Below are 12,593 nucleotides of genomic sequence, written 5' to 3'. Positions count from 1 at the left end.
ATGGCGAAAAGCGTGAGCGGTTTTCGCCTGGAATTCCGCTCCACTGAATAATCTATGACCAGATGGCATTTGCGGCGGCTAACAACCCGCGCCGAACGGCCTCGTCTGCGTCGATGACAGTATATTGAATCTCAAGGGCTGCGAATGCACCCTCGTAAAGCGCGCCGAGCGCGCCGGAGCCGATCAGCACCACCGGCGTGTCCCGCCGTACGGAGGAATGCGCACCGGCGATTTCCAGTCCGATCATGATGCCGGAAAGCTTGGCCTTGGCATCTGTCGCGGTGAGGCCGTGCAACAATTGTCCGGAGCGCAGGGTGAACAGACGGTTGGTGGCGAGCTGCGGATTGGCATAGACGTCGCGCACGGCCGCCCTGAATACCTCGTGCTCGCCGGTAAAGGCTTCGGCTTCCGCCACCGCATGGGAAAGGATGGTCTGTTTCGAGATGACCTCGAACAACTCACCGGTCATGAAGGTGGCAAAGCCCGTCACGTCGCTGCCATCCACCGTTACCCATTTGGAATGGGTGCCGGGCATGCAGACCAGCTTCCTGCCGTCACCGGCGGAGCTGAGTGCACCGAGCAATTGCGTTTCTTCGCCACGCATCACATCAGGTGCGTTTTTGTCCCGCTGCGCCAACCCCGGCAGAATGCGGACATCCCGCTCCTGACCCGGCACGCGCACCGCACCATCGAGAACCGCTGAAAGCGATGCAGGCACGTCGATATAACCGGCCTCCACCCAGCCCTGCCGCGCACCCGCCATGCCGCAGATAAGAACAGGCAGTTTTTCCGGTGCGCCGATGGCATCGAGATGCGATTGCAGCACCTCTGTAAAGCCGGTCCGCATGGCCGTCGTCATGCCTTCAGCACTTCTGCGCTCAGCCAGCACCGCGCCGGACCGGCTGAGCAGCCAGAGCCGGAAACTGGTCGTGCCCCAGTCGACGGCGATAAAAGCGGGTTCAGACATTATAACAGGCCTCCGTCTACGATTATGGATTGCGCGGTGATCGCGCTCGATGCCGATGATGCGAGAAACAGGCACGGACCCACCAGATCGGCGGCGACAAGCGTGCGCTTGAGACATTGCCGTGCCGTGGTCGAGGTGACGTCGTCGTCCGTCAGCCACAATTCTTTCTGCCGTTCCGTCACGATCATGCCCGGCAGCAACGTGTTGACGCGGATATTTTCCGGCCCCAACCGTCCGGCCAGGCTTTTCGTCAGGCCGATGATGCCGGCCTTGGCTGCCGCATAAGAAGGAAGCTCGCCCATGTTCAGCAAAAACGAAATCGAGGAGAAATTGATGATGGCTGCGTCTCGCGCTTGCCGCAGATGTGGCAAGGCGGCCTGAACCGTGAAGAACATCTGCTTGAGATTGACGGCCTGATTGGCATCCCAATAGGCTTCTGTGACGGTATCGATGTCGTGGCGGTCGTCCCATGCGGCATTGTTGACGAGCACCTTGATGCCGCCGGTTGCAGCTGCTGCCGCCTCCACGCTCTGCCGGGTCGCCGCAATATCGCGCAGGTCGGTCTTGAAGAAATGGACCGGATGGCGTGCGGCATGAGCAAGCCGCGCAACGAGCGCCACACTCGGCTCTTCGGCGATGTCGATGAACGCGACCCTTGCGCCCTGCGCCGCAAAGGCCTCCACCAGCGATGCCCCGATGCCGGAGCCGCCGCCGGTGACGAGCACGCCCGCGTCCTTGAGGTCAGGGAAATGGGCTTGCATCATCGACATCGTCTCGTCCAGTGAGGGGCTTGATTGTTCCATTATTTGGAACTAGATTTTACTAAGTGGAATTATTCTCTTGGCCATAGGCTTATGTCAAGACAGATGACGGTGGATGTTGCCATGCTCGATCACAAAAACCCAAATGACAGCGAGCATGAGGTGGTTCCTGCCTTGGATCGAAAAAAGGAAAGCGTAACCGGCACGCTCGGTAAGGCCGTCTCGCTTCTGGAGCTTATCGCCCTTGCCGAAAAACCGATGCGCTTCACCGACGTTGTCGAGGCTTGCGGCCAGCCGCGCGGCACGGTGCACCGCCAGCTCGCCCATCTCGTGGCCGAAGGTCTGGTCGATCATGTCGCCGACCAGACCTATGTCGTGGGTCTAAGGCTGCTGCAATTGGCCGCCAAGGCCTGGAGCAGCAATGATCTGCGCAGCGTTGCCGCGCCGCATCTGGCGGCGTTGCAGGAGGCGACGCAGGAATCCGTGCATCTTGCCGTTCTGAACGGCGGGCAAGTCACCTACCTGGACAAGATGGAGGGCAAGCATACTTTGCGCATGCATTCGCAGGTGGGCAAGACATCACCCGCCTATTGCACAGGGGTGGGCAAGGCCGCGCTGTCAATGCTTTCCCCTGACGATCTCGCTGCACTTGCCGCAGAGCTGGACTTCCACCGCTTCACGCAAAATACGATCGTAACCCCGCAAATGCTGGGGCAGGATGTGGCCGCCATTCGCAGCAATGGCTACGGTTTCGACCTTCAGGAGCATGAAATCGGCATTCACTGCGTTGCCGCGCCGGTAATGGCGCCGGGGCGCAATTTTCTCGCGGCGATTTCCGTCACCGGCCCAGCCTATCGCGTGGATGTGGAGCAACTGCGGAAATGGGGTCCTCTGGTGCGCGAAACGGCCGATCAAATTTCGGCGGAACTTGCCTGCAGATTATCTCCGGTTGCGAATGGTTGAGAAAAATGGATGCGTGAAGCTGTTGGTTTCCGCTTCAAAAACGGCAGATCGCGCGGCGATGCGTGTAAGTGAAATCTTATTTTCGATTATTCGGAATTAAGTTTCAACTTTTGTTTGCATGAATCATTTTGGCGAGTAACATCCGCGCAATTTCCGCACGAAGGCAGGCCTTTGCGGCGGTATTTTCTCTTTTTTGAAGAACCGCTTCATGCAGAAAACAGAGACGGCCGCCGTTCAGTCGATTGGTGTTGATTGCGTTCGCGAGATCGCCGGTCTCAACACGCAATTTGATATATTCCGGTTTTTGAAACGGCTGACGGAAGCCTGGGGATTCAAGGCCTTCATGGTGCTTGACCTGTCGGCCGAAATGGCGAGCGAATTGTCGCAATGCACCATCATCACCAGCTGGCCGGCCGAGCTTTTGCAGCGTTATGATGAAGAGGGCATGCTGCAGAGAAGCCGGGTTATGGCGCAGTTGAAGAAATCGACCACACCCTTTTCCGTCTCCCTGGATTTTCTGGTTAGCGGCGACGAAAACGCGCCGAAGAAACCGGTCATCGGACTTTTTGAGCGGTTCGATATGATCAATTCGGTGTGGTTTCCCGTTCACGACATCACCACGATGCGGGGAGCGGTGTCCTTTTCCGGTAACAAAACGACTTTGCCCACCAGCCAGCTAGCGGAACTTTTTTACATTTCCAGCCACATCTTTGCCCGGCTATCTGAAATCCGCCGCCTTGATCTGCGGGTTCCCGAGACATTGAACGAGCGCGAGATAGATTGTCTGAACTGGACGGCCGCCGGCAAGACCAGCGCCGAGATCGCTGAAATCATGATGCTCTCGGAACATACCATCAATCACTACCTGAACCGTGCGACGAAAAAACTCGATACTGTCAACCGCACCCAAGCCGTCGCAAAGGCGCTCCGTGTCGGTCTGATTAAATAGCGAAACCGCAAATTTATCATTGTGATAAATGGGTTCCTGGGCGATCCTTCTTTCGAATCACCGGGAAGGAGAAATCGTTTGCCGGAACGGCATAGGATAAAAGCGGGGTTTTCTCCGACTGTCGATTGCGCCGTACTGATAGCCGCTGCCGAAAAAGGCTTTGCTGCCGACGAAGGCGTAGAACTGGAACTCATCCGAAAACAATCCGCGCGCGCTGTGCTTGCAGCACTTGGCGAGGACGAGGTTCAGATCGCCCATTTGCCTGCCGCGGTTCCCGTCGGTTCCGCGGTTGGCCTCGATGACCTGCCGGCCGATATTGTCGGCGTCTTCACTCTTTCCCTTGGCGGATCGGCAACGACCGTTTCGCACGGATTTTTCGACGAGCTTTACCGGGAGGGCATGAAGCTGCCGGACCCGGCCGCGTTCGGGCGGGCGATGGCCCGTGTCTGTTCCGCGCGCCGGGCGGCGGGTGAAAAACCGCCGGTCTTTGCGATCGAGGATATCGTGTCCACGCCGTTTTATGCGTTGCGTTATCTGCTCGGAAGCTGCGGTGTGCTGCTCGGCCGCGACATGGAAATCGTCGAAGCCCTGCCGAAGGCTATGCCGGCACTTTTGGAAAGCGGCAAGGTCGATGCGCTCTGTACCGCCGAACCGGCGGGCAGCGCTGTGGTGCTGGGTGGCGGCGGGCGGATCGTCACCACGGGAGCGCTGATCTGGCACAATGCGCCTGAAAAGATACTGGCCGTGAAGCGGCCCTGGGCGGAAGAGAACGCCACTGTGCTGGAAGGCTTGCTGCGTTCGCTTTATCGCGCCGGCGAATGGTGCGCCAACTCCGCCAATATCGAGGAACTTACCGGCATTCTTGCCGCCCCCCATTATATTGACGAGAACGGCGAATTCCTGCTTCCGGCGCTGACGGGCTATATTTCCACTTCGCAAAGGGACATGCAGCGTTTTCAGGAGTTTTTCGTAACAAGCGCCAAGGCCGCCAATTTCCCCTGGCAAAGCCAGGCGCTGTGGTTCTTCAGCCAGATGTTGCGCTGGGGCGAGGTCCCCCCCGATCGCCGGTTCGATGCAGCCGTTGTGGAGGCCGCGCGCAATGCCTATCGGCCGGATATCTTCCGCAAGGCGATGAAGCCGCTTTTCGTGCCGGTGCCGGGCGCGAACCTGAAGCTGGAAGGCACGTTGCGGGAGCCGGTCCATGTCGGGGCGTCACGCTCGGGTCTTGTCCTCGGCCCCGACTGTTTTTTCGATGGTCGGGTTTTCGATCCGGAAACGCTTGATATGGACGACGAAATCTGAAGTCTGCGAATAAACCGTCGCGGTGATCCGCTGTTTGCGGTTTGGCATTGGCGAACGGGCCGCGTTTGTCTATGGATGGCGCGGAATGCAGCCCATATCCGGCGGGATGATGTAGCGGAGTAAACATATGGCAGAGGTCAGCAAGCACCAGGTCGAAAAGGCTTTGGAGGCAGTCATCTATCCGGGCAGCGGCAAAAGCATTGTGGCGCTTGGCATGGTCTCGGAAATCTTCATCGCCGACGCGAAAGCCTATTTCTCTATTACCGTCCCGGCCGACAGGGCAGCTGACATGGAGCCGTTGAGGCTTTCGGCTGAACAGGCCGCCAAGGGCGTTCCGGGTATCGCCGGTGCCGTCGTCGCGCTGACAGCGGATCGCAAACCCGGCACACAACAACCCGCACCGGCGCGCCCGGCGCCAGCACCCGCGCGCCCTGCGGCTGCAACCGGCCGGCCGGCCGCGCAGCCCGGCTCGTCGAAGGTCGGCGTTCCCGGCGTCGGCGCGATCATCGCCGTTGCCTCGGGCAAGGGCGGGGTCGGCAAGTCCACGACCGCCGTCAACCTGGCGCTGGGCCTGCAGGCGCTGGGCCTCAAGGTTGGCATGCTCGACGCTGACATTTACGGCCCCTCGCTGCCACGACTGCTGAAGATTTCAGGACGCCCGCAGCAGCAGGAAGACCGCATCATCATTCCCATGGAAAATTACGGACTGAAGGTCATGTCCATGGGATTTCTGGTGGATGAGGAAGCGGCGATGATCTGGCGCGGGCCGATGGTTCAGTCCGCATTGATGCAGATGTTGCGTGAAGTCGCCTGGGGTGAACTCGATGTGCTGGTGCTCGACATGCCGCCTGGCACCGGCGACGCGCAACTCACCATCGCCCAGCAGGTGCCGCTCGCCGGCGCCGTCATCGTCTCCACGCCGCAGGATCTGGCGCTGATCGACGCGCGCAAGGGCATCACCATGTTCCGCAAGGTGGAAGTGCCGCTTCTCGGCGTCGTCGAGAATATGAGCTACTTCATCGCACCGGATACCGGCGCGCGTTATGATATTTTCGGCCATGGCGGTGCCAAGGCAGAGGCTGAGCGGATTGGCGTGCCGTTCCTCGGCGAAGTGCCTCTCACCATTTCCATCCGTGAAATGTCTGATGCCGGAACGCCGGTGGTTGCCGCCGAGCCGGATGGTCCGCAGGCCGCCATCTACCGCGATATTGCGGAAAAAGTCTGGGCCCGCATCGGTGCGGGCGAAAGAAAAGCCGCCCCGAAAATCGTTTTCGAATAACGTACCGGTTGCGGAAGAAAAAAAGGCCGGGCGGTCGCCCTGCCTGGATATATTTTAAAAACAATATGTTAACTGGTGGCTTCGGGAAAGGCCGATGCATTTGAACGCCAGAGATGCATCGCCTGCAATGCTGTCGCGAGAAAATATTGCTTGATTGGGTCTCGCTTTGGGAGCATAGCCCTGCGCCGTTTGGTTCTTGGTCCGTCAGTCCGGCGGGATGTGAAAATCCCGCTCGTTCCGGTGTTCCCTGAAGTGTCGTCCAAAGGTTTGCCGACCTTGAACAGGATATGTTAAGCAGCATTGCGGCTGAAGCCAGCGATGCGGACCGGAGAAACGGATTGATAAAAGCCTATCGCGCCAACTGCGAGGCGATCAGCCTGTCGCCAGACGACGGCCGTGAACAGATTCCCGACGATATCGTCTGGATCGACCTTATCAATCCGACGAGGACGGAAGAGCAGTATGTTGAAAAACTGCTGGGGCTTGAGCTGCCCACCCGCGAGGATTTGAAGGATATCGAACCTTCCAGCCGCCTTTACATGGAAGATGGCAACGTCTTCATGACCGCCTCTCTGGTTTGGAAGGCAGATTCCGACGGTCCGCGCCTGACCGATGTCGCCTTTATTCTTGCCGGCAAGCGCCTTGTGACGATCCGTTATGCCGAGCCGAAATCATTCCACCTTTTCACCGCCGCCATCACCCGCGTGCCGCACGAGATGCGCAGCGGCACCGCGCTGTTGCTGAAACTGCTGGAAACCATCGTCGATCGCACGGCGGAAATTCTCGAAAACTCGGTGGCAGGCATCGACAATCTCGCCGCCGATCTTCTCGGCAGCCAGGCGCGCAGCAAGCGCAAGGCACCGCGTTATCTGGAAGACCGACTGACGAACATTGCCGCCTATCACCGGCTGATCTCCAAGGTTCGCGACAGCCTTGCTTCCCTTGCACGCCTGCAGACTTTCCTGTCCACAAGTGCGCAGGTCCAGCAGGACAAGGACGCGAGGGAACAGAGCAAATCGATCGGTCGGGATATCCAGTCGTTGAGCGAACATGCCTCCTTCGTTTCCGGCAATCTGACATTCCTGCTGGACGCTTCTCTCGGCATCATCAACATCGAGCAGAACGGCATCATCAAGATCTTCTCGATCGCGTCGGTCGTGTTCCTGCCGCCCACTCTGGTGGCGTCGGTTTACGGAATGAACTTTCAGCTCATGCCGGAGTTGAACTGGACGTTTGGCTATCCACTCGCGCTCGTCGTCATGCTGATGTCGGCAATCATCCCGTTTCTCTTTTTCCGTTGGAAGGGCTGGCTCTAAGGAGCCAGGATCATCATGTCTCAAATCGCAGACAAGGACTTTACCGAGAAGCCGGATTCGGATGACAAGCATCAGAACAAGGGGCTTTATGCCGCGATCCTTGGTTCTATTGGCGTCGTCTACGGCGATATCGGCACCAGCCCGCTCTATGCCTTCCGCGAAGCGCTAAAGCCGATCGCCTATGATGGCGTGACGAGAGAAGAAGTCATCGGCCTGACATCCCTGATGATCTGGTCTCTGACGATCATCGTGACGTTCAAATACATCACGCTCCTGCTGCGCGCCGACAATGACGGCGAGGGCGGCACACTCTCGCTTCTGGCGCTGTTGATGAAGACGGCGGGCACTCACCGCAGCGTTCTCATCGTGCTCGGCCTCATCGGCGCAGCCCTGTTCCTGGGCGATGCCATGATCACGCCGGCGCTATCAGTGCTTTCGGCGGTGGAGGGGCTGAAGCTCGTCACTCCGGCCATGGACGACTTTATTATTCCGATCTCCGTCTGCATTCTCATCGGCCTCTTCGCGATCCAATCGCACGGTACGGGAACGGTGGCGAAATTCTTCGGACCGATCACCGCTGTCTGGTTCCTGGTCATGGGTGTGGCCGGCCTCATTCACATCGCCGATGATTTCGGCATTCTCTATGCCTTCAACCCCTGGCATGCGGTCGAGTTTCTCGCCAATGAAGGCTTTTATGGCATCGTCGTGCTGGGCGCGGTTTTCCTGACGATCACCGGTGCTGAAGCGCTTTATGCCGATCTTGGCCATTTCGGCCGCCGTCCCATCCAGTGGGCATGGTTCTGTCTGGTTTTCCCGGCACTGACGCTGAATTATCTCGGTCAGGGCGCGCTGGTTCTCAAGGACCCGGCGGCGATGTCCAATCCGTTTTACCTGATGTTCCCGCAATGGGCGATCCTGCCGGCCGTCATTCTTGCGACCGCCGCCACCATCATCGCCAGCCAGGCGGTTATAACAGGCGCGTTCTCGCTCGTGCGTCAGGCGATCCATCTCGGCTATCTGCCGCGCATGGAAATCCTCTTCACTTCGGAAACCAATACCGGGCAGATCTATCTTCCCGCCGTCAACACCATCCTGCTGTTCGGCGTCGTCGCACTGGTGCTCACCTTCAAAAGTTCGGATGCACTGGCCACCGCCTACGGCATTTCCGTTACCGGCGCGATGGTCGTCACCAGCATGATGTTCTTCGAATTCGTTCGCAAGCGCTGGCAATGGTCCATCTGGCTGGCGATTGGCGTGCTGGCGCCGCTTCTGCTGCTGGAACTGATTTTCCTCGGTGCAAACCTGCTCAAGATACATGATGGCGGCTACGTGCCGGTGTTGCTGGCAATCGCTTTCACCATCATCATGACCACCTGGCAGCGCGGCTCGAAAATCCTTTTCGCCAAAACCCGCCGCAGCGATGTGCCGCTGAAGGCTTTCGTGGCTTCGGTGGAAAAGGAAAGCGCCCATGCGCCGGTGCGCGTGCCCGGCACAGCGATTTTCCTGACTGGCGATCCGGATGCCGCACCCGCTGCATTGCTGCACAATCTCAAGCACAACCACGTCCTGCACGACAAGAACGTGATTTTGACGATCCGCACGGAAGACCAGCCGCGCGTCCGGCCCGAAAATCGTTACACACTGACGAAGTTGAGCGATCGTTTTGCCGTGGTCGAACTGCATTTCGGCTTCATGGAAACGCAGAACGTCACCCAGGCGCTCGGTTACCTCAGGCGCACGGGTTACAAGTTCGACATCATGTCCACCTCGTTTTATCTCGGTCGTCGCAAGCTGGTGCCGGATCCGAAATCGGGCATGCCCGGCTGGCAGAACCGACTGTTCATCGCGCTTGCCGAAACGGCCGCCGATCCCTCGGACTACTTCCGCCTTCCGGCCAACCGCGTGGTGGAACTCGGGTCTCACGTCGTCGTCTGATTATTAGAAGGTGGTTACACATTAACGTGAAGCCGCGCCCGCGCGCGGCGTTAACCAAGCATCAAGGTTAATAAGAGATTCTCGAACACCTGTAACAAATATGGTTCCTGGTGTTCGGAGTGCTGGTTTTGCGTTCGAAAAGAGTAATGCGTCGTCGGTCCTTTGCGTCCCTTCAGGCATGGACCTCACCCGTTGTCTTCGGCCTTGCTGCCTGGCTCGTCTTTCCTTCCATTGCCGGACGCGCGGATTTGGCCTCCCTGCTGGCAGGGCTGGACAATGGCGGCGAGCAATGGCGCATGGTGCTGACCGCGTCTCCGGCAGGCTCTGTCCATAATGCCTCGCTCACCTTTAACGATGCGGAAGGGGAGGCGGCGCTGCATGGCAGCGGCATGACCCTGCCCGATGGCCGCAAGGTGGCTTTCGTCACCAACAAGAAGGGTGACGAGACGACACCCGACAGCGAGCGCGTCAACCGTGCCGCCAAGAAGGGTCGCATCGTCGCAACCGAAATTATGCAGCCGCCAAAGGCCTTCACCGCCGGTTCCGTGCTGGAACGCACCAGCATGCTGGATATAGAGCCGCTGAAGCGCAAGGACCGCACGGCTTTCGTGAAACCGAAACGCGGCAGCGACGTCAAACTTGCCTCCTTCTATTTCCGCCGTGAAGAAAAGAAGGCGGACAAAAGCGTCTCTCCGATGCTGGCGGAACTCGTCACCAACAGGACTCCCGATATTCTCGCCACGGCTTACGCGCCGGCCGAACCGGATTTCGCCCGTGAATCGCCGTTCGACGCCATTCTGAAAAAGCCGGAGGCCGGCCGCTTCGTGCCGTTGATCGGCGCGGACGATCACGCATGGGCGGCAACGCCGCTGCCCGCTGCCGTGTTTTCCGCAGCCGAACAGCAATGCCTCGCATCCGGCATCTATTTCGAGGCGCGCGGTGAATCGGTCAAGGGACAGGCGGCGGTGGCACAGGTGATCCTAAACCGCGTGCGCAATCCCGCTTATCCGAAAACCATCTGCGGTGTGGTTTATCAGAACAAGGACTGGCGCAACCGCTGCCAGTTCTCCTTCGCCTGCGACAATATAAAGGACCGGGTGAATTCCGAACGTCACTGGAAAATGGCGCGCGAAGTGGCCATGGCAACCACCGCCGGCAAAATCTGGCTGACGGAAGTGGGCTCGGCGACTCACTATCATGCCGTCTATGTTCGTCCCGCCTGGGGAAAATCCATGAAGAAGGTCGGCAGGATTGGCTTGCACGTCTTTTATCGAACCTATGGTGGCGGCTGGAGCTGATACCACCGCCAATTTGTCGCAATTTGCGTGTCAAAAATGCCGATTCCCGGGGGAAACATCGTCGACAAACGGCGATTTGGCGTTAAGCCTTTGTTTTTAAATATTTAATTTGTCAAAAAACAAGCTTCGCCAGTGCCTTGACTAGCGAAGCCCCTAAAACTATGTTGCGCGCGACTTCAGAGCGGGCTGGAACAGGCTTAATCCGTCACCGTTTACAACTCCAAAGGGTTCTGGCATGGCTGGAACGGAGAAAATGGGTGGGATTTTAAGATGACTGGCAACCGTGACGATAGTCTGGACGAGCGTCGCAAGCGCCTTGCCGAAGAGTTGGCAAAGGTGAAGGCGGAGGATGAGGCGGAAGTGAGGGCGGAGACCAATGCCGCGGAAAGCCGGAAAGGCTTTGCGATGGCGGTGAAGCTCTCATCGGAGTTCATTTCGGCCATCGTGGTCGGCGCTATGCTGGGTTATCTTCTGGACTATTTTGTCGGCACGACGCCGTGGGGGATGATCGTTCTTCTTCTTCTCGGTTTCTGCGCAGGCGTATTGAATGTGTTGCGCTCCACGGGCGCGGTGGCAAAGCCGCCGCTGCTTGAGAGAGCCGACAAGCGAGACGAGGGTGGAAAAGACGGCGTTTAAGCTGTTTTTTCTTGCAGTTGAGATGCCGCCATGAGCGGCGACAGGTAAAGAGGGCAGCCGGTGGCAAACGATCCGACCCATCAGTTCTTGGTGCAGCCGATCATTCCGATCGAAATTGGCGGCGTCGATTTTTCCTTCACCAATGCGTCGCTTTTCATGGTCGCGACCGTGGCCGCCGCTTCCGGTTTCCTTTATTTCGCAACGTCGAGCCGCGGTCTGATCCCGACCCGCATGCAGTCCGTTGCTGAAATGTCCTATGAATTCATCGCCTCCATGCTGCGCGAAGGCGCCGGCAAAAAGGGCATGGTGTTCTTCCCATTCGTATTCTCGCTGTTCATGTTCGTGCTGACTGCGAACCTTCTCGGCATGTTCCCGTATTTCTTCACGGTCACCAGCCAGATCATCGTCACCTTCGCGCTTGCCTGCCTCGTCATTGGCACGGTCGTCGTTTACGGTTTCTACAAGCACGGTCTGCATTTCTTCGGCATCTTCGCACCTTCTGGCGTGCCGAAGGCGCTGTTGCCGCTTGTCGCGTCAATTGAAATGATTTCGTTCCTGTCGCGTCCGATCAGCCTTTCCGTTCGTCTCTTCGCGAACATGCTGGCTGGCCACATCACGCTCAAGGTTTTCGCAGGCTTCGTCGCCTCCATGGGTGCGCTCGGCGCGCTCGGTATCGGCGGTGCAGTCCTGCCTCTCATAATGACGGTCGCAATGACCGCTCTCGAATTTCTCGTTGCCTTCCTGCAGGCTTATGTGTTCGCGGTACTGACTTGCATGTACCTGAACGACGCCGTGCATGGTGGTCACTGAGAAGTAAAGTCGCTGGCCCCGGCAACGGGCGCCAAAAGATAGCCGCAACAACCAATATCTCAAGGAGTCTCACATGGAAGCGGAAGCAGCAAAGTACATCGGCGCAGGTCTCGCATGCCTCGGCATGGCTGGTACGTCCCTCGCACTCGGCCGTATCTTCGGTGATTACCTCTCCGGCGCACTGCGCAACCCCTCTGCTGCCGACAGCCAGTTCGGCCGTCTGGTATTCGGCTTCGCCGTTACGGAAGCTCTGGGCATCTTCTCGCTGCTCGTAGCTCTCCTTCTCCTGTTCGCTGTCTAATAACGGCATCAGGTCTGGATCACGGCTCGCGCAAATTGCGTGCCGTGATCCTTCGCATTTGCAGTCCCCCTGGAGG

12 protein-coding genes are annotated in these 12,593 nt (G+C 58.5%); 10 read left to right on the top strand and 2 right to left on the bottom strand.

Annotation, left to right across the window (positions count from 1 at the left end; translation table 11 throughout):
* Positions 1 to 52: 52 nt before the first annotated feature.
* Positions 53 to 967 (bottom strand): 2-dehydro-3-deoxygalactonokinase, encoded by a 915-nt coding sequence (locus tag ASD46_RS03830; protein ID WP_025592614.1) that lies wholly within the window; start codon positions 965 to 967, stop codon positions 53 to 55.
* Positions 967 to 1,737 (bottom strand): SDR family NAD(P)-dependent oxidoreductase, encoded by a 771-nt coding sequence (locus tag ASD46_RS03825; RefSeq protein WP_025592616.1) that lies wholly within the window; start codon positions 1,735 to 1,737, stop codon positions 967 to 969. Before ASD46_RS03825 ends, ASD46_RS03830 begins: the two co-directional genes overlap by 1 nt.
* Positions 1,738 to 1,821: 84 nt before the next feature.
* Here ASD46_RS03825 and ASD46_RS03820 point away from each other — a divergent pair, with 84 nt between their 5' ends.
* The 10 genes from ASD46_RS03820 (at position 1,822) to ASD46_RS03775 (ending at position 12,517) form a co-directional block, all read left to right on the top strand.
* Positions 1,822 to 2,691, top strand: a complete 870-nt coding sequence (locus ASD46_RS03820; protein WP_025592617.1) for an IclR family transcriptional regulator — start codon at positions 1,822 to 1,824, stop codon at positions 2,689 to 2,691.
* Between the two features lie 208 nt (positions 2,692 to 2,899).
* Positions 2,900 to 3,640 carry a helix-turn-helix transcriptional regulator gene (locus ASD46_RS03815; protein ID WP_025592618.1) on the top strand — a complete coding sequence of 247 codons (741 nt, stop codon included), beginning with the start codon at positions 2,900 to 2,902 and terminating at the stop codon, positions 3,638 to 3,640.
* 78 nt (positions 3,641 to 3,718) lie between these two features.
* Complete coding sequence (locus ASD46_RS03810) at positions 3,719 to 4,942, top strand: CmpA/NrtA family ABC transporter substrate-binding protein (protein WP_003519038.1); 1,224 nt, start codon at positions 3,719 to 3,721, stop codon at positions 4,940 to 4,942.
* A 127-nt stretch (positions 4,943 to 5,069) separates the two neighbouring features.
* Positions 5,070 to 6,221 (top strand): Mrp/NBP35 family ATP-binding protein, encoded by a 1,152-nt coding sequence (locus tag ASD46_RS03805; protein WP_013635576.1) that lies wholly within the window; start codon positions 5,070 to 5,072, stop codon positions 6,219 to 6,221.
* Between the two features lie 338 nt (positions 6,222 to 6,559).
* Positions 6,560 to 7,537, top strand: coding sequence for a magnesium/cobalt transporter CorA (gene corA / locus ASD46_RS03800; protein WP_013635577.1), 978 nt, complete (start codon positions 6,560 to 6,562; stop codon positions 7,535 to 7,537).
* A 15-nt stretch (positions 7,538 to 7,552) separates the two neighbouring features.
* Complete coding sequence (locus ASD46_RS03795; RefSeq protein ID WP_013635578.1) at positions 7,553 to 9,472, top strand: potassium transporter Kup; 1,920 nt, start codon at positions 7,553 to 7,555, stop codon at positions 9,470 to 9,472.
* 146 nt (positions 9,473 to 9,618) lie between these two features.
* Positions 9,619 to 10,770, top strand: a complete 1,152-nt coding sequence (locus tag ASD46_RS03790; RefSeq protein WP_025592622.1) for a cell wall hydrolase — start codon at positions 9,619 to 9,621, stop codon at positions 10,768 to 10,770.
* Between the two features lie 270 nt (positions 10,771 to 11,040).
* Complete coding sequence (locus tag ASD46_RS03785; protein WP_003511695.1) at positions 11,041 to 11,406, top strand: AtpZ/AtpI family protein; 366 nt, start codon at positions 11,041 to 11,043, stop codon at positions 11,404 to 11,406.
* Positions 11,407 to 11,466: 60 nt separating this feature from the next.
* On the top strand, positions 11,467 to 12,216 hold the full coding sequence (locus ASD46_RS03780) for a F0F1 ATP synthase subunit A (RefSeq protein WP_003511697.1): 750 nt from the start codon (positions 11,467 to 11,469) through the stop codon (positions 12,214 to 12,216).
* 73 nt (positions 12,217 to 12,289) lie between these two features.
* Positions 12,290 to 12,517, top strand: a complete 228-nt coding sequence (locus ASD46_RS03775) for a F0F1 ATP synthase subunit C (protein ID WP_003494147.1) — start codon at positions 12,290 to 12,292, stop codon at positions 12,515 to 12,517.
* The last annotated feature ends 76 nt before the right edge of the window (positions 12,518 to 12,593 follow it).

This window comes from Rhizobium sp. Root491 (genome assembly GCF_001427205.1).
In the GTDB taxonomy this organism is placed as follows: domain Bacteria; phylum Pseudomonadota; class Alphaproteobacteria; order Rhizobiales; family Rhizobiaceae; genus Agrobacterium; species Agrobacterium tumefaciens.
The sequence above is the reverse complement of the archived record's forward strand: the minus strand, read 5'-3'. Positions and strand labels throughout refer to the sequence as shown.